This window comes from Massilia sp. NBRC 108631 (assembly GCF_059704565.1).
In genome coordinates this window covers 76,512-99,349 of the sequence record NZ_BAAKJE010000225.1, presented here as the reverse complement: position 1 = coordinate 99,349, position 22,838 = coordinate 76,512, and the positions used below count along the sequence as shown (strand labels likewise).

The 22,838-nt window shown below is 68.3% G+C and carries 11 protein-coding genes; 7 read left to right on the top strand and 4 right to left on the bottom strand.

Translation table 11 applies throughout. The features are described 5' to 3' along the window. The 3 genes from AC6H42_RS24870 to AC6H42_RS24860 form a co-directional block, all read right to left on the bottom strand. Positions 1-920, bottom strand: a 920-nt coding sequence (locus tag AC6H42_RS24870; RefSeq protein ID WP_497549190.1) for a HAMP domain-containing protein, incomplete at its 3' end; no start/stop codon positions are given. Between the two features lie 197 nt (positions 921-1,117). Beyond that, a complete protein-coding gene (locus tag AC6H42_RS24865; protein ID WP_497549189.1) occupies positions 1,118-3,163 on the bottom strand; it encodes a prolyl oligopeptidase family serine peptidase in 2,046 nt (681 codons plus the stop codon). A 65-nt stretch (positions 3,164-3,228) separates the two neighbouring features. After that, positions 3,229-4,920: a CehA/McbA family metallohydrolase gene (locus tag AC6H42_RS24860; RefSeq protein WP_497549188.1), complete on the bottom strand. Its 1,692-nt coding sequence runs from the start codon at positions 4,918-4,920 to the stop codon at positions 3,229-3,231. Positions 4,921-5,104: 184 nt separating this feature from the next. Between AC6H42_RS24860 and AC6H42_RS24855 the strand changes: the two genes are divergently transcribed. Beyond that, positions 5,105-8,263: a CHASE domain-containing protein gene (locus AC6H42_RS24855; RefSeq protein WP_057156942.1), complete on the top strand. Its 3,159-nt coding sequence runs from the start codon at positions 5,105-5,107 to the stop codon at positions 8,261-8,263. A 54-nt stretch (positions 8,264-8,317) separates the two neighbouring features. Here the strand turns inward: AC6H42_RS24855 and adhP are convergent, their stop codons facing one another. Continuing rightward, positions 8,318-9,346 (bottom strand): alcohol dehydrogenase AdhP, encoded by a 1,029-nt coding sequence (gene adhP, locus AC6H42_RS24850; protein ID WP_057156943.1) that lies wholly within the window; start codon positions 9,344-9,346, stop codon positions 8,318-8,320. Positions 9,347-9,549: 203 nt separating this feature from the next. Here adhP and paoA point away from each other — a divergent pair, with 203 nt between their 5' ends. The 6 genes from paoA to recD are packed head-to-tail and all read left to right on the top strand — an operon-like array spanning position 9,550 to position 22,809. Next, the gene (gene paoA / locus AC6H42_RS24845; protein ID WP_497549187.1) at positions 9,550-10,209 is read left to right on the top strand and encodes an aldehyde dehydrogenase iron-sulfur subunit PaoA; all 660 of its coding nucleotides are present in this window, start codon (positions 9,550-9,552) and stop codon (positions 10,207-10,209) included. Continuing rightward, entirely contained in the window at positions 10,206-11,159 is a 954-nt protein-coding gene (locus tag AC6H42_RS24840; protein ID WP_057156945.1) for an FAD binding domain-containing protein, read from the top strand. The genes paoA and AC6H42_RS24840 overlap by 4 nt, the downstream gene beginning before the upstream one ends. 3 nt (positions 11,160-11,162) lie before the next feature. Beyond that, positions 11,163-13,370 (top strand): aldehyde oxidoreductase molybdenum-binding subunit PaoC, encoded by a 2,208-nt coding sequence (gene paoC, locus AC6H42_RS24835; RefSeq protein ID WP_497549186.1) that lies wholly within the window; start codon positions 11,163-11,165, stop codon positions 13,368-13,370. 52 nt (positions 13,371-13,422) lie between these two features. Then, positions 13,423-16,962 (top strand): exodeoxyribonuclease V subunit gamma, encoded by a 3,540-nt coding sequence (recC, locus tag AC6H42_RS24830; protein ID WP_497549185.1) that lies wholly within the window; start codon positions 13,423-13,425, stop codon positions 16,960-16,962. Continuing rightward, positions 16,962-20,798, top strand: coding sequence for an exodeoxyribonuclease V subunit beta (gene recB / locus AC6H42_RS24825; protein WP_497549184.1), 3,837 nt, complete (start codon positions 16,962-16,964; stop codon positions 20,796-20,798). Before recC ends, recB begins: the two co-directional genes overlap by 1 nt. Further along, on the top strand, positions 20,788-22,809 hold the full coding sequence (recD, locus tag AC6H42_RS24820; RefSeq protein WP_497549183.1) for an exodeoxyribonuclease V subunit alpha: 2,022 nt from the start codon (positions 20,788-20,790) through the stop codon (positions 22,807-22,809). Before recB ends, recD begins: the two co-directional genes overlap by 11 nt. Positions 22,810-22,838: the final 29 nt, after the last annotated feature.

The following is a 22,838-nucleotide window of genomic DNA, read 5'->3' as shown; positions in this document are numbered from 1 at the left end:
CCGCGCGCCACGGCGGTGGTCACCGCCGCGATGTTGCGCACCTGGCCCGTCAGGTTCGATGCCATGAAGTTCACGTTGTCGGTCAAGTCCTTCCAGGTGCCGCCTACGCCGGGCACGTAGGCCTGGCCGCCCAGCTTGCCTTCGGTGCCCACCTCGCGCGCCACGCGCGTTACTTCCGAGGCGAAGGAGCGCAGCTGGTCCACCATCACGTTGATGGTGTCCTTCAGCTGCAGGATCTCGCCGCGCACGTCCACCGTGATTTTCTTGGACAAGTCGCCGTTGGCCACGGCGGTGGTCACTTCGGCGATGTTGCGCACCTGGGAGGTGAGGTTGCCGGCCATGGAGTTCACCGAGTCGGTCAAGTCCTTCCACGTGCCGGCCACGCCTTTCACCTGTGCCTGGCCGCCCAGCTTGCCCTCGGTACCCACTTCGCGCGCCACGCGCGTCACTTCGGAGGAGAACGAAGACAGCTGCTCCACCATGGTGTTGGCGGTGGTGGCCGCGCGCAGGTACTGGCCCTTGAGCGGATGGCCGTCCACTTCCAGCGCCATGGTCTGCGACAGGTCGCCTTTCGCCACCGCGCCGATCACGCGCGCCATTTCGGTGGTGGGGCGCACCAGGTCGTCGATCAGCGTGTTGACGGAGCTCAGGATGGTCTGCCAGCCGCCGGTCACGTTGGGCACCAGCGCGCGCTGCGTCAGGCGGCCTTCGCGGCCCACCACGCGGCTCACCTCGGTGACCACTTTGACCATTTTTTCCTTGGTCTCGATGATCTCATTGAGCGTGTCGGCGATCTTGCCCGGCATGCCAGTCCAGTCGGACGGCATGCGTACCGTAAAGTCGCCTTTTTTCAGGGCCATCAAGGTCTGCAGCAGCAGCTTGATGTCCAGTTCCTCGGCAAAGTCGGTCATGTTGTTCATCGGCGGAAATCCTCGGCAGGGGTAGCGGATATGGACGTAAAAGATACTCCGCTAAATAGCGGAGTCAAGCAGTCGTTGCACGCAGCAACACGCTGCAAAAATAGTTAGTTTAGCAATAAGGCAATACTGTTGGGAACTATTTCCAAAGATAAAACTTTCTGTCTTTCCGCCGCGCACGATAGGCGCAACGACAGCGCTCAGCCCAGTTGCTTGAGCAGGAAGGCGTAGGTCAGCGCCCACATCATGGCTTGCTGGTCGTTGTTGGCGGCGCCGGCATGGCCGCCCTCGGTATTTTCCCAGTACAGCACGTCGTGTCCCTGGCCTTGCATCAGCGCTGCCATCTTGCGCGCGTGGCCGGGATGGACGCGGTCGTCGCGGGTGGAAGTGGTGAACAGCACGCGCGGATAGCGCTTGCCGGCGTGCACGTTCTGGTAGGGCGAATAGCGCGCAATGTAGTCCCACTGCGCCGGATCGTCCGGGTCGCCGTATTCGCCCATCCAGGAGGCGCCGGCCAGCAGTTGATGGTAGCGCTTCATGTCCAGCAGCGGCACCTGGCACACCACGGCGTTGAACAGTTCGGGGCGCTGCGCCATGACGGCGCCCACCAGCAGGCCGCCGTTGCTGCCGCCCATGATGCCGAGGCGGCGCGGAGTGCTCAGGCTGCGCGCGAGCAGGTCTTCTGCCACGGCGATGAAGTCGTCGAAGGCGCGCTGGCGGTGTTCCTTCAGCGCTGCCTGGTGCCAGCGCGGGCCGAATTCGCCGCCGCCCCGGATGTTGGCCAGCACGTAGACGCCGCCTTGCTCCAGCCACGCGGAGCCGGTGACGGCGCTGTAGAAGGGCTTCAGCGACACCTCGAAACCGCCGTAGCCGTACAGCAGCGCCGGGCGTTCGGCGCCGGGCGCCGCGTCCTTGCCGCTGACGACGAAATAGGGCACGGCAGTGCCGTCACGCGAGGTGGCCTGGAACTGCTGCACCCGGCATGGCGCGGCGTCGAAATAGGCGGGCAGGGCTTTCAGCTGCAGCCGCTCGTCGCTGCCGGCCTCGGCCAGGTAGAGCGTGGTGGGCGTGAGGAAGTCGGTGACGGACAGGAAGTACTGGTCGCTGTCGATGCTGTCGAGCGCGCTCGCGTCCAGGGTGCCGAAGGCGGGCGCGTTGACGGTGCGGCGCTGCCACGCGCCGTCCACGTGGCGCAGCTCGACGATGCGGTTCTTCACGTTGTCCAGTTCATTCAGCAGCAGGGCCGAACGCGTGGCGCTGACGCCGTCGAGCGAGCTGGTGGGCGTGGGCGCGAACAGCACCGCGAAGTCGCGCTCGCCCCGCATGTGGCGCCGGAAATCCGTGGCCAGCAACGCGCCTTGCGGATAGACGGCGCCGTTCACCGTCCATTCGGAGCGCAGTTCGATGATGAGCTGGTCGCGCACGGTGTAGGCGGTGGCGTCGTCCGGCTTGTCCACCTTGACCAGGCCGGCGCCTTCGCGCAGGTACAGCTGGTTGGCGTAGAAGCTCATGGAGCGCCAGATCAGCTGGAACTCGTGGCCGGGCGTGAAGTCCTTGGCCGCGCCCACTGCCAGGTCGTCCGGCGCGCCTTCGAACACGGTCAGCGCCTGGTCCAGCGGCGTGCCCCGGCGCCATTCCTTGACGATGCGCGGGTAGCCGGAACTGGTCATGGACCCCGGGCCGAAGTCGGTGGCGACAAACAGGGTGTCGCGGTCGATCCAGGCCGAGCGCGTCTTCGCTTCCGGCAGCCTGAAGCCGTCCGCCACGAAGGCGAGGGTGGCAACGTCGAATTCGCGCAGCACGCAGGCATCGCCACCGCCGCGCGACAGCGACAGCAGGCAGCGCGTATCGCGGTGCAGGAAGTCGGCGCCGGCCCAGACCCAGTTCTCGTCCTCGGCGGCGGCCAGGGTGTCGAGGTCGAGCATGGTCTGCCACGCCGGATCGGCCAGCACGAACTGTTCCGGCGTGGTGCGGCGCCAGATGCCGCGCACATGGGTGGCGTCGCGCCAGAAGTTGTAGTAATAGCCTTCATGCAGGCTGACGTAAGGAATGCGGTCCTGCGAATTGAGGATGGTCTTGAAGCGCGCATGCAGCGCCGCGAACTGCGGCGTGGCTTCCAGTTCGCCGCTGGCGACGGCGTTTTGTCCGCGCACCCATTCCAGCGGCGCCTCGCCTGCCACGTCCTCAAGCCAGAGATGGGGATCGGCGCCGGTGGCGGTTTGGGCGGTATTCTGTCGTGCGGGCATGCAAGTCTCCATAGCGGCGCGTGGTCTCATCCGTCTATTGTGACATGCCCGGCGCATGCCTGTTGCTAGGGCGGCGCAGGCTGCTGGCTAACCCAGACCGGGGCGGACCACAGCACGGCGCCGTCGTCCTGGGTGATGCGCGCGTAGTAGAAGTGCTCGCCCGGCGTGGGGGTGATGGTGGTGCTGGCGGAGGCGCCCGGCAGCGGGGCGGCCGAGTTGCGGCGGCCGGGCTCGCCTTCGATGATGGCCAGCGCGGCTACCTGCTTGCCGCCAGCGCTGGCGTGCCGCACTTCCAGCGTCAGCGGCCCGCTGTTGCTAAAGCGCTCACCCATCAGGCGGCCGTTCGCGGTGAGAATGATCTGGGCCTGCTTGTCCATGGTGGCGAACACGCGCCGGGCGCGGATCGCGTCGAGGAAGGCGGTGGACGACAGCGCGGATGCTTGCGGTATCAATATTGCCGTGCGGTTGGGCGCCGACATGCCCCAGTTGGCGCAGTGGTTGTCCTGGTTGGTGGCAAAGGCCACGTGGTAGCCGGCCTCCAGGAGGCGCTGGCACGTTTCCTCGTAGGTGCTGCGGCGCGTTTCCGTTTCGGTGGTGTTGACGGAGAAGGCGTTGGTGTTCATCACTTCGCACAGCGCCATGGCGGCGTCGCCGTCTTCGGTGTAGCCCAGCGGCTTGCCGCCGGCGCGGAATTGGTTCTGCTTGGGATGGTTGAACTGGCCCAGCCAGCCGCGCTCGCGCATCAGCGTGTAGAGTGCGCCGTAGTCCCCCTTGGCGGTGGCGGTGTCGGCCAGCAGGTCGCCGCCGGCGTTGCGTTCCCAGCCCAGCAATTCCTGGCTGTTCAGGATGTTCAAGTGGCCGCCGCCGCTGATGACGCCCCATTCCAGGCCGTATACGGCCAGGAAGTCCGGGTGCGCTGCGCTGTAGGCGTTCGCCGCCGCCAGGCCGCTGCGGTACAAGCCGGTTGCGCGGGCCGGATCGGCGGACGCATCGGTGCCTTCCGAGCCGTCGTACATGTGGTTGTGTTCGGACGTCATCAGGAAATCCAGGCCGTGGCGGCGGGCGTAGTCGTACGCATCCTCCGGTCCGAAGGGTGCGCTTTGCGGCGCCTGGGCGCCGCTGCAATGCTCGATCGCACCGCCGCCGTCGCTGTGGCTGGTCTGGCTGTGCAGGTTGCCGTAGTAGACGGTGTAGGGCAGTTCGCCGGCGGCCGGCTGCAGGCCAGCGGCGCTGCGCGCGGCGCGGGCGGTGGGCAGCGGGGCGAACTGCCGCATGGCCAGCGGCGCCGGGTGTCCCACCATGACTTCCCAGCGTTGCCGGATGACTTCGCGCGCGCGGCCGCTGCCGGCCTCTGCGCGCAGGCGCAGCTGGTAGACGCCGTCGGGCAGGGCGGGCGCCGCGCCCTGCCGCTGCGGGCGGCGAGCGGCGCAGCACGGCAGCGTCACAGTGCCTTCGCCGTCGCGTGCCCCGCTGGCGCCGCGTTGCGTGGTAGCCGCACCACGCCATTGCCGTACGGTGTTGCCGGCCGGGTCCACCAGCTGCAGGCGCCAGCCGACCTTGCGTCCCAGCGCGCGCGGCACGGTGAAATGCAGGCGCACCGCCGCATCCGCTGCGCCCGGGCCGCCGCTTGCCAGCTGCGCCGGCACTGCCAGCACCGCGTCGAATTCGCTGTGCTCCCGCTCTGCGGCGGTGCAATTTGCGCCCCATGCGAGGCCGGCAGCGATTACCATGGCGGATGGTCGTGGAATGGCATGCATGATCACCTCCTGCTCGTTGCTTAGAGCGCAAAAAGGAGCAGAGGTTCCGTGCTTGCCATAAAACCAATCCGCGCATCACTAGCGTGTTGCTAGCAGCGGCTATGGCCAGTTAGTTCTGGTTGAGAAACCGTGTTTAATAGTATGCTGCTCCAATGCAAAACAACTTGGCATGAAGTGACCGTGAATGCGTAACCTGGGTTCCCTGCTCAAAGGCCTGATGAATTTAAGGACTGTGCTCTGGGGCATAGGCTTGTCGCTGGCAATGTCGGTCGGCATGGTGCTGTACTCGAACGCGGCGCGCGCCGTGGAAGACGACGACCGCCAGCGCTTCGACAACCTGGCGCGCAGCACCCAGTACAGTATTTCGCAGCGGGTGAAATCCTATTCGGACGTGGTGCGCGGGCTGGTGGCGCTGTTCCAGACCAGCGACTCGCTCAACCGCCAGCAGTTCCACCAGTACGTGGCCAGCCTGAACCTGCCGCAGCATTTCCCGGCCATCGAAGCGCTCAACTACGCGGTGCCGGTGACGGACGCCGAACGCGACGCCTTCGTGGCCGCCGTGCGCAACGACCGCAGCCTGAATCCGCAGGGCTACCCCAATTTCGACATCAAGCCGCCCGGCCGGCGCGACCAGTACACCGTGCTGCTCTACCTCGAGCCGATGGACAAGGTCATGGAGCGCTTCGGCGTGGACATCGGCGTCAACCCGGCCATTGCGCGCGCAATGGATTTGTCGCGCGACACCGGCCAGATCAGCGCCTCCGGCCAGCCGGTGATCGTGAAGAAGCCGCTGCCGCACATCGGCCTCGGCATGCGCCTGCCGGTGTACAAGCGCGGCATGCCGATCCACGACGTGGCCAGCCGCCGCGCGGCCTATATCGGCTCGGTCGGCATCGGCTTTTCGGTCGCCAAGCTGGTGCAGGGCGCCATCGACGAGATGGCTATCCGGCAAGTACACATGCTGCTGTACGCGGACAGCTCCACCGACGTGGAAAAGCGCCGCCTTGCCATCGAAAAAACCGACCGCCTGCTGTACAACGACGACGGCTCGATCGAAGCGGCGCCGATCGCCCCATCCAACCCGGACGAGTACATGGAAACGGTGCTGCCGATCGACTTCAACGGCACCTTGTGGAAGGCGCTGTTCCGCGTCAAGCGCTCCGACATGCACACCGGGCTGGACGCCTACTTCCCATGGATCGCGCTGGCCACCGGCTTCATCGTCACCATGCTGATCTACAGCTACCTGCTGACCATGTACTTCTCGCGCCGCAGCGCCGTCGAGCAGCGCCTGCTGCTGGATAGCGTGCTCAACAACGTGGATGCGCGCGTCTTCATGAAAGACCAGCAGCGCCGCTATATCTACGCCAACGCCAAGACCGCCGAAGCCATGGGCTTGCCGGTCGAGGACATCATCGGCAAGAGCGACCGCGAGCTGATGCCGGCCGCGCAGGCCGACGCCGCCTGGGCCGAGGAGCGCGAAGTATTCCTGGACGGCGTGAAGCGCGCCGGCGAAGAGCGCTATGTGGGCCGCGACGGCGCCGTGCAGCACTTGTGGACCGTCAAGGCGCCGGTGCGCATCGACGGCGACGTGGCGGCCGTGATCGGCCTGGCCACCGACATCACCGAGCTGCACAACCTGAAGGAGCAGGCCCAGGCCGCCAACCAGGCCAAGAGCGACTTCCTGTCCAATATGAGCCACGAGATCCGCACGCCGATGAACAGCATCATCGGCATGGCGCACCTGGCGCTGAAGTCGGTCACCCATCCCAAGCAGCGCGACTACTTGCAAAAAATCTATCACTCCGGCCAGCACCTGCTGGGCATCATCAACGACATCCTCGACTTCTCCAAGATCGAGGCGGGCAAGCTGGAGCTGGAAGTGCTGGATTTTGCGCTGGAAACCTTGCTGGGCAACGTTTCCAGCCAGCTCGGCGAAAGTGCCGCGCGCAAGGACCTGGAACTGATTTTCGAGATCTGGCCCGGCCTGTCGCACCAGCTGCGCGGCGACCCGCTGCGGCTGGAGCAGGTGCTGCTCAACTTCACCAGCAACGCCATCAAGTTTTCCGAGAACGGCAAGATCTACATCCGCGCCCGCCCGGTGGAAGACCGCGACACCCACACCGTGGTGCGCTTTGAAGTGCAGGACCAGGGGATCGGCATGACCAAGGAGCAGATGGACAAGCTGTTCCAGTCCTTCCACCAGGCCGACACCTCCACCACGCGCAAGTACGGCGGCACCGGGCTGGGCCTGGTCATCAGCAAGCAGCTCGCCGAGCTGATGGGCGGCGCGGTCGGCGTCGACAGCCTGCGCGGCCACGGCAGCACCTTCTGGTTTACCGCGCGCCTGGCCAAGGGCACCAACTTCCTGGAGCAAAGCCGCAACGACGTGCTGCAGGCTGACGTCATGGCCACCATCCAGGGCGCCAACATCCTGCTGGTGGAAGACAACATCTTCAGCCAGCAGGTGGGCCAGGAATTGCTGGAAGACGCCGGCGCCACGGTGTGCATCGCCAACAACGGCAAGGAAGCCATCGACCTGCTGCTCAAGGAGCGCTTCGATTGCGTGCTGATGGACGTGCAGATGCCGGTGATGGACGGCTACGAAGCCACGCGCCTGATCCGTTCGCATCCCAGGCTCACCGGCACCCTGGTGATCGCCATGACCGCCAACGCCGGACGCGACGACCAGGCCCGCTGCATCGCCGCGGGCATGGACGAATTCATCACCAAGCCGATTGCGCCCAATCTGTTGTTTACGGTGCTGTCGCGCTGGATGATGCAGCGTGCCGTGGAAGGCACGCGGCCGCCGCGCCTCGATGGCAGGCTAGCCGTGTCGGCCGCCGCCGGCATTGAAACGCCGCTGCCGGAAAGCCCGGCGGCGCTGGACGACGCCGCTGCCATGGCCGCCGCATCCGCATCCGCCGCCGACCTCCCCGGCGCCGGCCCGCCGGCCGGCCCCGCCGACACCCGGCCCGTGCCCGTCGCGGACGCCGACTTGTTCGACATCGCCGCGCTGGCGCAAACCTTCGGCAACAAGCACGACAAGATGCGCAAATACGCGCTGATGTTCCTGGACGCCGCGCGCGACGGCATGGTGGAAGTAAGCCAGGCCATGGCCGAAGCAGACATGACGCGCCTGGCCGAGCTGGGCCACCGCATCAAATCGTCGGCCCGCGCGGTCGGTGCGATGAGCTTCGCCGAGCTGTGCCTGGCCCTTGAGCACCTGCCGCCCGACGCCACGCCCGCCCAGGCTCAGCAAATCGTCGCGCAAATGCAGCCGCTGCTGGACGTGCTGAAGGACCACATCGCCCAGGAGTTGACGGCGCATGCGGCGGGGTAGGATCTGGGGCCGGCGGAACGCGCGCTGACAGGCGCATGCCGCCGGCCGGACTGCTCAATGCGACAGGTCCAGCACCACCCGGCCTTCGATATCGCCCTCGCGCATGCGGTCGAAGACCTGGTTGATGTTGTCCAGGCGGTCGGTCGAGACGGTCGCTTTGACCTTGCCTTCGTCGGCGAACGCCAGCGATTCCTGCAGGTCCAGGCGGGTGCCGACGATGGAGCCGCGCACTGTGATGCCGTTCAGTACCATGTCGAATATGGGCAGCGGGAAGTCGCCCGGCGGCAGGCCGTTCAGGGAAACCGTGCCGCCCCGCCGAACCATGCCCAGCGCCTGGGAGAAGGCCTTGGGCGACACCGCCGTTACCAGCACGCCATGTGCGCCGCCGATCTCTTTCTTGATCGCAGCCGCCGGGTCGGCGGTGCTGGCGTTGACGGTGAGGGCGGCGCCCAGCCGCCGCGCCAGGGCCAGCTTGCGCTCGTCGATATCGACCGCCACCACGTTCAGTCCCATGGCCCTGGCGTATTGCACCGCCATATGCCCAAGCCCGCCGATGCCGGAGATGACAACCCAGTCGCCCGGCTTGGTGTCGGTTACCTTCAAGCCCTTGTAAACGGTGACGCCGGCGCACAGGATGGGGGCAATGTCGACAAATGCGATGTCCTTCGGCAGGTGGCCCACGTAGCCGGCATCGGCCAGCGCGTATTCGGCGAACCCGCCGTTGACGGAGTAGCCGGTGTTTTGCTGCGATTCGCACAGCGTTTCCCAGCCGCCCAGGCAATGCGGGCAGTGTCCGCAGGCCGAGTACAGCCAGGGGATGCCGACCCGGTCGCCGGCCTTGACGTGCTTGACGCCCGCGCCGACTTCGGCCACGTAGCCTACGCCTTCATGGCCGGGGATAAAGGGCGGATTGGGCTTGACCGGCCAGTCGCCGCAGGCCGCGTGCAGGTCCGTGTGGCAGACGCCGCACGCCTCGATCTTGACCAGGACTTGCCCGGGACCCGGCGCCGGCACGGCCACGTCTTCAATGTGCAGCGGCTGGCCGAAGGCCCGTACCACCGCTGCTTTCATCATCTTGCTCATGGAATCTCCCTGTCGAGTGTGGGGGCCACCAGGCCCGCGTCTCAGTGATCGTAAGAAATTAATCCGCCCAAACCTTTGATCTCGATCAAAAACACCGGGAACGGATCACCTTCATTGCGTTAAATCCGGCAGGCAACAGTGCAAGTCGTGTTCGATAGTTGTCCTAGAATGGTTCGCGTCACCAGCCCCGGAGGATGCGAACCATGGATGAGTTACCCGGTACCAAGATCTCCCGCCGCGACCTGCTGATCGCGGGTGCGCTGTCCGCCACGGCGGCCGCCATTCCGCCCGTGGCGCTGGCCAAGGCACAGGACGGCGCAGCGCCGCCGGCCAGCCTGCCGCCGGTCAAGTGCGCCTTGACGGTGAACGGCGCCAGGCACGAGCTCAATGTGGACGCGCGCACTTCGCTGCTCGACGCGCTGCGCGAGCATCTGCACCTCACCGGCACCAAGAAGGGCTGCGACCACGGCCAGTGCGGCGCCTGCACCGTGCTGCTCGATGGGCGGCGCATCAATTCCTGCCTGACACTGGCTGTGATGCACGAGGGCGCGCAGGTCACCACCATTGAGGGGCTCGGCAATCCGGACAGGCTGCACCCCATGCAGGCCGCCTTCGTCCGGCACGACGGCTACCAGTGCGGTTACTGTACCCCCGGCCAGGTCTGTTCGGCGGTGGCGGTGCTGGATGAGATCAGCCAGGGCAAGCCCAGCCACGTGACGGCGGACCTGACCGCCAGGCCCATGCTCAGCGTGGAGGAAATCCGCGAGCGCATGAGCGGCAACATCTGCCGTTGCGGCGCCTACTCCAACATCGTGGACGCCATCGTCGAGGTGGGCAGCGGCGCGGCCGGGAGGGCGGCATGAGAGCCTTCACTTATCAGCGCGTGCAGTCGCCGGCCGAGGCAGCGGCGGCCGCGCAGCGTGCGCCCGGCAGCCGCTTCATCGCCGGCGGCACCAATCTGCTGGACCTGATGAAGCTGGAAATCGAAACCCCGGCGCACCTGATCGACGTGAACGGGCTGGCGCTGGACCAGATCGAAGTGCTGCCGGACGGCGGCCTGCGGGTGGGCGCGCTGGTGCGCAACACCGACCTGGCTTCCGACGAACGCGTGCGGCGCGACTACGGCGTGCTGGCGCGCGCGCTGCTGGCCGGAGCGTCGATGCAGCTGCGTAACCGCGCCACCACGGCCGGCAACCTGCTGCAGCGCACCCGTTGCCCCTATTTTTACGACACCAACCAGCCCTGCAACAAGCGCCAGCCGGGCAGCGGCTGTTCGGCCATCGGCGGCTACACGCGGCATCACGCGGTGGTTGGCGGCAGCGACGCCTGCATCGCTACCCATCCGAGCGACATGGCGGTGGCCATGCGCCTGCTGGACGCGGAAGTGGAAACCGTGAAACCGGACGGTTCGGCGCGCACCATCCCCATCGTGTCGCTGCACCGCCTGCCGGGCAATACGCCGCATATCGAAACGGCGCTGGAAGCGGGCGAACTGATCACGTCGGTGAAGCTGCCCAGGCCGTTGGGCGGCAAACATGTCTACCGCAAGGTGCGCGACCGCGCGTCGTATGCGTTCGCGCTGGTGTCGGTGGCCGCCATCGTCCAGCCGGACGGCAGCGGGCGGGTGGCGCTGGGCGGCGTGGCGCACAAGCCGTGGCGCATCGAAGCCGCCGAGCAGAACCTGGCGCGCGGCGCCGGGCCGGTGGCCGAGCAGATGCTGGCCGGCGCCCGCACCACGCCGGACAACGCCTTCAAGATCCAGCTGGTGCAGCGCACCCTGGCTTCCGTGCTGGCCGAAGCGAAGAAAGGTTGAGCCATGAAATTCAACACTCCCGCAGGCACCAATCCCATCGACCAGCTCAAAGTGGTGGGCCGCGCCACGGACCGCATCGACGGGCCGATGAAAACCAGCGGCACCGCGCCCTATGCCTACGAACAGCATGGGGTAGCGCCCGCCGCGGCCTACGGCTACGTGGTCGGCTCGGCCATCGCCAAGGGCCGCATCGCTTCCATGGACGTGGTCATGGCGCAGCGCGCGCCTGGCGTGCTGGCGGTGGTCACCGCCGCCAATGCGGGCAAGCTGGGCAAAGGCAAGTTCAATACCGCCAAACTGCTGGGCGGCCCCGAAATCCAGCACTACCACCAGGCCATCGCGCTGGTGGTGGCCGACACCTTCGAGCAGGCGCGCGCCGCCGCGCAACTGATCAAGGTGAAATACGTGCGCGAGAAGGGCGCCTATGACCTGGCGAAGGCCAAGGACAAGGCCAGGTCGCCCAGGCCCGACCCGGATTCGCCGGCCGATTCCAAGGCGGGCAACTTCGATGCCGGCTTCGCGGCGGCGCCGGTCAAGCTGGACTTGCACTACACCACGCCGGACCAGTCGCACGCCATGATGGAGCCGCACGCTTCGGTGGCCTCATGGAAGGGCGACCACGTCACCGTCTGGACCTCGAACCAGATGATCGCCTGGGGCAAGGGCGACTTGGCCAAAACGCTGGGCATCCCGAAAGAGCAGGTGCGGCTGGTGTCGCCGTATATCGGCGGCGGTTTCGGCGGCAAGCTGTTCGTGCGCGCCGAGGCGCTGCTGGCGGCGCTGGGCGCGCGCGCGGCCAGGCGGCCGGTGAAGGTGGCGCTGCAGCGGCCCCTCATGATGAACAACACCACGCACCGTCCCGCCACCATCCAGCGCATCCGCATCGGCGCCACGCGCGACGGCAAGATCACCGCCATCGGCCATGAGTCCTGGTCCGGCGATCTGCCCGGCGGCAAGCCGGAAGTGGCGGTGCAGCAGACCCGCTTGCTGTACGCCGGCGCCAACCGCATGACCAAGACCCGCCTGGCGGTGCTCGACCTGCCGGAGGGGAACGCCATGCGCGCCCCCGGCGAAGCGCCCGGCCTGATGGCACTGGAAATCGCGATGGACGAGATGGCCGAGAAGCTGCAGATGGACCCGGTGCGCTTCCGCATCCTGAACGACACCAAGGTCGATCCCGAAAAGCCCGGCCGGCCGTTCTCGCAGCGGCGCCTGATCGACTGCTTGCGCAGTGGGGCGGAACGCTTCGGCTGGAACGCGCGCAAGCCGGTGCCGGCCAGCGTGCGCGACGGCCGCTGGCTGGTGGGCATGGGCGTGGCGGCCGCTTTCCGCAACAACCTGGTGATGAAGTCGGCCGCGCGCGTGCGGCTGGAGCGGGACGGCAGCGTCACCGTGGAAACCGACATGACCGACATCGGCACCGGCAGCTACACCATCATTGCGCAAACCGCGGCCGAAATGCTGGGCGTGCCGCTGGCCAGCGTGGCCGTGCGCCTGGGCGATTCGGAATTCCCCGTCTCGGCCGGCTCCGGCGGGCAGTGGGGTGGCAACAGCGCCACCTCCGGGGTGTACGCGGCATGCGTGAAACTGCGCGAGGAGGTGGCGCGCAAGGCTGGCTACCCACCGGCGGACGCCGTGTTCGCCGATGGCCAGGTGAGCGCGGGCGGCAAGTCCACGCCGCTGGCCAAGCTGGCCGAAAGCGGCGAAATCGTGGGCGAGGACGCCATCGAATTCGGCAAGCTGGACAAGGAATTCCAGCAATCGACCTTCGGTGCGCATTTCGTCGAAGTGGGCGTGGACGCGGCCACCGGCGAAACCCGCGTGCGGCGCATGCTGGCCGTGTGCGCGGCCGGGCGCATCCTCAACCCCAAGTCGGCGCGCAGCCAGGTGATCGGCGCCATGACCATGGGCGTGGGCGCCGCGCTGATGGAGCACCTGGCGCTGGACAAGCGCCACGGCTTCTTTGTCAACCACGACCTGGCCGGTTACGAAGTGCCGGTGCACGCCGACATACCGCACCAGGATGTGATCTTCCTGGATGAAACCGACCCCATTTCCTCGCCCATGAAGGCCAAGGGGGTGGGCGAGCTGGGCATCTGCGGGGTCGGTGCGGCGGTGGCCAACGCCATCTACAACGCCAGCGGGGTGCGGGTGCGGGATTATCCCATTACGCTGGACAAGCTGCTGGCGCGAATGCCGGCCTACACTTAAAGCCGGTCTGGGGTGATAATGGCGGTTCCGGCGCCGCCTTTACACTTCATCTATGGAATCAAGCATCACCCCAGGCCTGTTGATCCTGCATGGCAACCAGATGGAATTGCTGCGCGCGGCCGTGTTCCAGTGGCTGCGCAACCATCCGCTGGCGCCGCTGGAGTCCGACATTTTCCTGGTGCAGTCGAACGGCGTGGCCGAATGGCTGAAAATTGCGCTGGCCGAGGAAATGGGCGTGTGCGCCGCCAACCGCGTGGCGCTGCCGGCGCGCTTCCTGTGGGAGACTTACCGCGGGATGCTGGGGCGCGACCGGGTGCCGCGCATTTCCGCTTTCGACAAAGGGCCGCTGACCTGGCGCCTGATGCGCTTGCTGCCTACGCTGCTGGCCGACGAGGTGTTCGCGCCGCTGCGCCACTTCCTCGGCGACGGCGACCCGGAACGCCGGCTGCAGCTGGCCGAACGCCTGGCCGACTTGTTCGACCAGTACCAGGTCTACCGCGCCGACTGGCTCACCGACTGGGCCGAAGGGCGCGACGCGCTGCGCACGGCGCGCGGCGAGAGCATCCCGCTGGCGCCGGACCAGCAATGGCAGGGCGCGTTGTGGCGCGCGGTGATCGCCAGCGTGCCGGAGCAGGAACGCGGGCTGGGGCGCGCCACCGTGCACACCGAGTTCGTGCTGGCCGCCGAGCGCGGCGAACAGCCGCAGGGCAAGCTGCCGCGCCGCATCGTGCTGTTCGGCGTGTCGGCGCTGCCGTACCAGACCTTGCAGGCGCTGGCCTCGCTGGCGCGCTACACGCAGGTGGTGCTGGCGGTGCCCAATCCCTGCCAGTTCTACTGGGGCGACATCATCGAAGGGCGCGATCTGCTGCGTTCGGCGCATCGCCGGCAGCAGCTGCGCAACGGCGTGGACCTGGGACTGATTCCGCTGGAGGAACTGCACGCGCACAGCCACCCGCTGCTGGCGAGCTGGGGCCGCCAGGGGCGCGACTTCGTGCGCATGCTGGACGAGTTCGACGCGGCTGCCAACGAGGCAGCGCAGCTGGCGCAGGAACGCGGCGACGGTGGCGCCGTGGCGCCGCTGCGGGTGGACCTGTTCAGCGACGGCGACGGCGACACCATGCTGGCGCAGATGCAGGCCGCGGTGCGCGACCTGCTGCCGCTGTCCGACCACCACTACCCGCAGCCGCCGGACGATGACCGCTCCATCGAGCTGCACGTGGCGCACAGCGTGCAGCGCGAAGTGGAAGTGCTGCACGACCAGCTGCTGGCCATGTTCGCCGCCGCCCAGCACACAGACCGCCCGCTGCGTCCGCGCGACGTGGTGGTGATGGTGCCGGATATCGACGTCTTCAGCGCAGCCATCCACGCCGTCTTCGCGCAGCACAAGCGCAGCGACCCGCGCTACATCCCGTTCGAAATCGGCGACGTGAACGACCGCAGCGTGAATCCGCTGCTGGTGGCGCTGGAATGGCTGCTGCGCCTGCCGCAGCAGCGTTGCCGGCAGAGCGAGGTGCGCGACTTGCTGGACGTGCCTGCGCTGGCGGCCCGTTTCGGCCTGGAGGAAGAAGACCTGCCCACGCTGGGCCTGTGGATCGAGGGCGCCGGCGTGCGCTGGGGCCTGGACCAGCAGCACCGCGCCGGCCTGGGCCTGGCGCCGGCCGGCGAGCAGAATGCGTGGATCTTCGGCGTGCGGCGCATGCTGCTCGGCTACGCCAGCGGCAGGGACACGGCCTTCAGCGGCATCGAATCGTACGGCGAAGTGGGCGGGCTGGACGCCGCGCTGGCCGGCTCGCTGGCGCAACTGGTGGAAGCCTTGCTGCACTGGCGCGCCTTGCTGGCGCAGCCGCGTTCCCCTGCTGAATGGGGCGTGCAGGCGCGCGCGCTGCTGGCGGCCTTCTTCAACGCGCGCGAGGAGGGCGACCGCCTGACTTTGGCACTGCTGGACGACACACTGAACCGCTGGCTGGAGACCTGCGAAGGCGCGGGCTTCGACGAAGCGGTGCCGCTGGCGGTGCTGCGCGAGTCCTGGCTCGGCGCGCTGGACGAGCCGACGCTGGACCACCAGTTCGTGTCTGGCGGCGTCACCTTCTGCACCTTGATGCCGATGCGCGCGGTGCCGTTCCGCGTGGTCTGCCTGCTGGGCATGAACGACGGCGACTTCCCGCGCCGCGCCCGCAAGGCCGACTTCGACCTGCTGGCGCTGCCCGGCATGGCCCGTCCGGGCGACCGCTCGCGCCGCGACGATGACCGCTACCTGATGCTGGAAGCGGTACTGGCCGCGCGCGACAAGCTGTACCTCAGCTGGGTGGGCCGCCATGTGCGCGACAACAGCGAACAGCCGCCGTCGGTGCTGGTGGCGCAGCTGTGCGACTACCTGAAGGCCGGCTGGCATGTGGACTTGGCCGCGCGCACCACTGAACACGCCCTGCAGCCCTTCAGCCGCCGCTACTTTGAAGCCGGCGGCCTGCTGACCTACGCCGGCGAATGGCGCACCGCGCACACCGCCGCACCGGCGTCCGCGTCCGATGCCGGCGGCGCCGCGCCAGGCGCCCGCGCAGCTGCCGGTACCGCCGCGCCTGACGCCGGCGCCGATGCCGCCGCGCCGTCCGTGACCGCCGGCATTCCGCCCTACGAGCTCGAACCCAGTTTCCGCCTGCGCCTGAACAACCTGGCCAGTTTCATGCGCCAGCCGGTGCGCTACTTCTTCCGCCAGCGCCTGGGCGTGATGTTCGCCGAAGCGGCGGTGGTGGGCGAGGACGAGGAACCGTTCGCCCTGAATGCGCTGCAGCGCTACCAGCTGGAAGACATGATGCTGGACGACAGCGGCGAACCTGAACCGATGGCCGATGTGCGCGCCAACCTCACCGAGCGCGCCGAGCAGCTGGGCCGCGAAGGCCGCTTGCCGATAGGCCTGATCGGCAAGCAGGAACAGGCCAAACTGGTCGACGCCCTGGTGCCGGTGCGCACCGCGTGGCTGCAGCTGTGCGCCCGCTACCCGCTGCCCGCGCCCAAACTTCCGGTCAGCCTGGAATTCGGCGCGGCGGGGGACAGCATCGTCCTGGAAGACTGGGTCGACCAGCTGCGCAGCAACGGCACCGACAAAGTCTGGCTGGCGCAAATCTCCTCCAAGGCCGCCACCAAGGCCAAGGATGAATACAAAGGCCGTGGCGACAAGCTCATTCTTATGTGGCTGCGTCAGCTGGCCGCCGCCGCGCAAGGCGAATCCGTTACCGGCTACCTGGCCGCGCGCGACGTGATCGTCAAGATGGACCCGCTCGGCTTGCAGCACGCGCGCGAAACGCTGGCCCGCGTGGTCGCCATCTGGCGCGACGGCATGAACCGCCCATTGCCCACCGCCTGCAAGACCGGCCTGGCGCTGGTGCAGGGCGGCGACCCGCGCGCCACGTACGACGGCGGCTTTGAAGTGAACGGCGAGAGCGACGACCTGTGTCTGGCCCGCCTGTGGCCGGACTTCGCGGCGCTGGCCGGCGAAGCCGAATGGGCCGACGTCGCGCAGGAACTCTACGGCCCGCTGGCCGAATGGATGGCGCAGCAAATAACGATAACGCCCATCGCAGGCGAGGACGAATAATGAGCTTGCTCGCACCACTGACTTTCCCGCTGCACGGCTCGCGGCTGATCGAAGCCAGCGCCGGCACCGGCAAAACCTGGACCATCGCCGCATTGTATGTGCGGCTGGTGCTGGGCCACGGCGGCGAGCATGCCTACCGCCGTCCGCTGCTGCCGGCCGATATCCTGGTAATGACCTTTACCCGCGCCGCCACGCGCGAACTGTCCAACCGCGTGCGCGAGCGGCTGATTGAAGCGGCGGCCTACTTCCGTGGCCAGTCCGATAAACAGGACGGCTACCTGGACGCCCTGCTCGACTCGTATCCCTCGCACGAAGCGCGCCAGCAGGCCGCGCACCGGCTCATGCTGGCTGCCGAGACCATGGACGAAGCGGCCATCTTCACCATCGACGCCTGGTGCCAGCGCATGCTGCGCGAGCACGCTTTCGACAGCGGCAGCCTGTTCGACGAGGAACTGGTGGGCGACGAGGGCGCGCTGTTCGAGGACGCCGCGCACGACTACTGGCGCCAGCACGTCTATCCCTTGAAGGAAGCTGCGCTGGAGCAGTTGCTGGGCTGCTGGCCGGACGTGGAAGCGCTCAAGCGCAGCGTGCGCGAACTGTCGCGCCGCAGCGAGTTCGTCGCCGAGGCGGATAGCGAGCATACCGCGCAGCCGGGCCTGCCATCGCAGCCAGAACCGCTGGACGCGCTGATCGCGCGCGTGCTGCGCTTCCAGCGCTCCCAGCTGCTGGAGCTGAAAGACGGCTGGGGCGAGCGCGCCAACCGCATGGAGCAGTGGATCGCGCAGCAGCGCGAAGCCGCGCCCAAGTGCTTCAACGGCGTGAAGATGAAACCGGAAACACTGGTCAAATGGTTCGACGGCTTGCGCGCGTGGGCCCAGGACGACTATCAGGTCTTGCCCGACATCAGCGACACGGCCTGGCGCCGCCTGACCCCTGACGGCATCGCCGATGCTTGCGCCAAGGGCTACAGCCCGGCGGTGCCGGACGACTTCGACGCCACCGCGCTGCTGGCAGCCGGCCTGAAAGAGATCGAGCCGCTGGCGCACCCGCTGTACCGCCACGCGGCAGCGGCCATCGCCCGCCGCATGGCGGAACTGAAGCGCCGCACGCGCCAGTTCGGCTTTGCCGACATGCTGGAACGCCTGCGCGCCGCGCTGCTGGGCGAGAACGGCGCCGCGCTGCGCAAGCGCATCACCGAGCAGTACCCGGTGGCCATGGTGGACGAATTCCAGGATACCGCGCCGATCCAGTACCAGATCTTCGACCTGTTGTACCGCGTGGCGGCCAACGAAGCCGAGACCGGCCTGTTCCTGATCGGCGACCCCAAGCAGTCGATCTACGGCTTCCGTGGCGCCGACATCCACAGCTACCTGTCGGCGCGGCTGGCCACCGAAGGGCGGCACTACCAGCTGGGCACCAACTTCCGCTCCACGGCGGCGCTGGTGGCGGCGGTCAACCAGGTCTTCCTGCACGCCGAGGGGGCGGCCCCCGGCGAAGGCCTGGCGCGCGGAGCCTTCCGCTTCCGCAAGGCCGACGGCAGCAACCCGCTGCCCTTCGACGCGGTGGGCGCAAACGGACGCAAGGAGCGGCTGGTCGGCGCCGCCGGCCAGGTAGAGGCGCTGACGGTATCCTGCAGCGTGGCCGACGACATGAAGGCGGACGCCTACCGGGAATTTTTCGCCTGGCATTGCGCCGAGCACATCACCGCCATGCTGAACGACCCGCGCGCCGGATTCGACGGGCCGGACGGCTTCAAGCGCCTGCAGCCGGCCGACATCGCGGTGCTGGTGCGGGACGGCAAAGAGGCGGCGGCGATCCGGCGCGCGCTGCAACGGCGCAAGGTGATCAGCGTCTACCTGTCGGACAAGGATTCGGTGCTGGAGAGCGAGGAAGCGGGCGACGTGCTGCGCTGGCTGTCGGCGCTGGCCAATCCGCTGGACGGCGGCCTGGCGCGGGCCGCGTTCGCCACGCGCACGGCGGGCTTGCCGCTGGCCGAACTGGCGCGCCTGTCGGCCGACGAGCTGGCGTGGGAAGCGCGCGTGGAGCAGCTCAAGGCGCTGCACGTGGTGTGGCAGCGGCAGGGCGTGCTGGCCATGCTGCGCCGCTTCATCCACGAACTGAACCTGCCGGCCAGCTTGCTGGCGCAGGCGGGCGGCGAACGCCGGCTGACCAACCTGCTGCACCTGGCCGAACTGCTGCAGTCGGCCAGCCGCCAGCTGGACGGCGAGCAGGCGCTGATACGCTGGCTCGCCGAGCAGGTCGAGGGCGGCGGCGAGGGCGGCGACGAGCGGGTGCTGCGGCTGGAAAGCGACGCGGAGCTGGTGCAGGTGGTCACGGTGCACAAGTCCAAGGGCCTGGAGTATCCGCTGGTGTATCTGCCGTTCGCCACCACGGCGCGCAAGGTGGACCGGCGCAACCGCAGCTTCTTCGAATACACGGGAGAGGACGGCAAGCGCAGGATAGACATGTCGCTGTCGGACGAGGCGCTGGCGGCGGCGGAGGCGGCGCGGCTGGAAGAGGACTTGCGGCTACTGTACGTGGCGCTCACGCGTCCGCGCCATTTCCTGTGGCTGGGCGTGGCCGCGCGGGGCGCCAGCTTGCTGCACGACTCGGCGCTGGGCTATCTGCTGACCGGCGGCGAACCCTTGCCGGGGGCTGAGCTGCTGGCGCGCTGGGAACAGGTGAAAGGCGGTTGCGAGGCGATTTCCGTACGCGCGCTGGAGCAGGCCGGCGCGCTGACCATGCTGAACCGTGTCGAACAGCGCCCGGAGCTGGTCGAGGCGCAGCGCTTCGAGGGCGACTTCGAACGCGACTGGTCGGTCGGCAGCTTCACCTCGCTGGCGCGGCGCGGCAACGGCCCCGGCGCCGCAGCCTACGGCGGCGCGCATGCATCGGGCCACGGCGCATCGCTGGCCAGCGCCGGCGCAACATCGGCCGCTGCCGGCGCGCCGTTCGACTCGCCGTTCGACACACCTGCCGGCGAACCGTTCGGCGCCGCCGGCCTGGCTGGCGGCCGCCACGTGCCGCGCAGCTCGGGCGAGGAAAAGCTGCTGGAAGGGCTGGACGCGCCGCCCATCCTGCGTCCCGAGGACGCCCCCTGGCACCGCTTCCCGCGCGGCTCGGTGCCCGGCAATTTCCTGCACGAGCAGCTGGAGTGGATGGGCCAGGAAGGCTTCGGCGAGGTGCACGATCCGCACTTCGACCAGCGCCTGTTACGCCGCATCGAGCGCGCCGGGTGGTCCAACCGCGCCGACGACACGCTGGCCTGGCTGCGCGCCATCGCCACGACGCCGCTGCCGCAACTCGGCGCGTCGCTGTCCGGCCTGCACGCCGTGCTGCCCGAGATGGAATTCTGGTTCCCCAGCGAGCGCCTCCGCACTGGCGCGCTGGACCGCCTGTGCCGGCGCCACCTGCTGTGCGGCGTGCCGCGCCCAACGCTGCCCGAGCGCCAGCTGCACGGCATGCTGAAAGGCTTCACCGACCTGGTGTTCGAGCACGAAGGGCGTTACTGGGTGCTGGACTACAAATCGAACGCGCTGGGCGCGGGCGACGCGGCCTACCAGACGCCGTCGCTGGCGGCCGGCATGGCCGAGCACCGCTATGACATCCAGGGCGCCATCTACATGCAGGCGCTGCACCGCCTGCTGCGCAACCGCATGGGCGAGGCCTACGATCCGGCCCAGCACCTGGGCGGCGCCATCTTCTTCTTCCTGCGCGGCGTGGGCAACGCGCACACGCGCGGCTGTTACCTGCTGGAGCCGGAGGCGGCCCTGCTGGACGGGCTGGACGAATTACTGAACGAGGCACCACAGCTTGGACACATCCATGAAACCTGACGCGCATGCCGCTACGCCGCAGGCCGCAGCAATGCAAGCGGCGGCGCTGCTGGAGCAGATCGACGCGCTGACCGAAGCGGGCCAACTGCGGCGCCTGAGCGGCGCCTTTGCGCGCTTTGTCGGCTCGCTGGGCCACAACTCGCCGCCGCTGATGCTGGCTTGCGTGCTGTTGTCCGAGCTGGAAGGGCGCGGCCACAGCTGCCTGCTGCTGTCCGAGCTGGCCGGCGACCCGCGCACCCTGCTGGGCTGGAACGAGGACGACTGGAGCGCCTTGCGCAACGCCGCCGGCGCGCTGCCCAAATCGGTCGCCGCCTGGCGCGCCATGCTCTACCAATGCGAGCAGGTCTGGCCGGTGCAGGACCTGGACTTCCAGCAGCCGCTGGTGCTGGACGGAGAACGCCTCTACCTGCGCCGCTACTGGCGCGACGAAACCACGGTGGCGCACGCGGTGCGCGAGCGCGCCGCCACGCCGCGCCTGGTGGACGTGGGACGGGTGCGCCACTGGCTGGATGTCCTGTTCGACCATGCGCCGCGCGAGGGCGGGCCGGACTGGCAGAAGATCGCCTGCGCGGCTGCCTTGCGCAGCAATCTTGGCATCATCACCGGCGGCCCGGGCACGGGCAAGACCTACACCGTCGCGCGCCTGTTGGCGCTGCTGTTCGCCACCGCCGGAGGCGGCGCGTCCGCGGCCGGCCTGCGCATAGCGCTGGCGGCGCCCACCGGCAAGGCCGCCGCGCGCCTCAAGCAGTCCATCGACCACGCGCTGGAGGACCTGGCCAGGCGCGTGCCCGAGCTGCACCTGCCGGAGCTGGCTGCCCGCATGGGCGCCGCGCGCACCTTGCACAGCCTGCTCGGCGCGCGGCCGGACACGCGCAGCTTCGTGCACCATCGCGGCAACCCGCTGGACGTGGACGTGCTGATCGTGGACGAGGCGTCGATGGTGCACCTGGAAATGATGGCCGTGCTGCTCGATGCGCTGCCTGCCAACGCGCGCTTGATCCTGCTGGGCGACAAGGACCAGCTGGCGTCGGTGGAAGCGGGCGCGGTGCTGGGCGACTTGTGCCACGACGCGCAGGCCGGCGGCTACAACGCCGCCACGGTGGACTACATCCGCGCCGCCACCGGCCAGGACATCCCGCCCGGCTTCCAGGGCGGCGCCGGTGCGCTGGCGCAGCAGACCGTGATGCTGCGCGAAAGCCGCCGTTTCGGCGGCCCGATCGGGCAACTGGCGCTGGCCGTCAATGCGGGCGACGCGCCAGCCGTGCGCGCCGTGCTGGGCGCCGACAGCGGCGGCAAGCTTGCATGGATCGACCCGGCGCAGCAGCAGGACGTGCTGCAGCTGGCCCTGTCCGGCCGTCCCGGCACGAATGGCGGCCACCAGTACGGCGGCTATCAGAATTATCTGCGCATGATCAAGTCCGCCGACGCCAGGCTGCTGGCCGAGCCGGGGCCGGCGCATGACGCGTGGGTGCTGGCAGTGCTGCGTAGCTTCGAAGCGTTCCGCATCCTGTGCGCGGTGCGCGAAGGGGAGTGGGGCGTGACCGGGCTGAACGAAGCCATCGAACAGCGGCTGGAAGCGGCCGGTCTGCTGCGCAAGCGCAGCGAGTGGTACGTGGGGCGGCCTGTCATGGTTACCCGCAACGACTACGGCACCGGTGTTTTCAACGGCGACATCGGGCTGACCTTGCCCGACCCGGCGCGTCCCGGCTCGCTGCGCGTGTACTTCAGCGAGGGCGCCAGCATCCGCAGCGTGCTCGCCACGCGGCTGCGCCAGGTCGACACCGCGTTCGCCATGACGGTGCACAAATCGCAGGGATCGGAGTTCGCCCACACGGTGATGGTGCTGCCGCGCGAGGGCGGCGCTGTGCTGGCGCGCGAACTGGTCTACACCGGCATCACGCGCGCCAAGGAGCACTTCACGCTGTGCACCCCGTCGGCAGCGGTGCTGGACACCGCTATCGGACAGCGCACGCAGCGCGCCAGCGGCCTGCGCGCGCTGATCAGCGCATGATCAACGCTAAATCACCGCTAAAACAACAC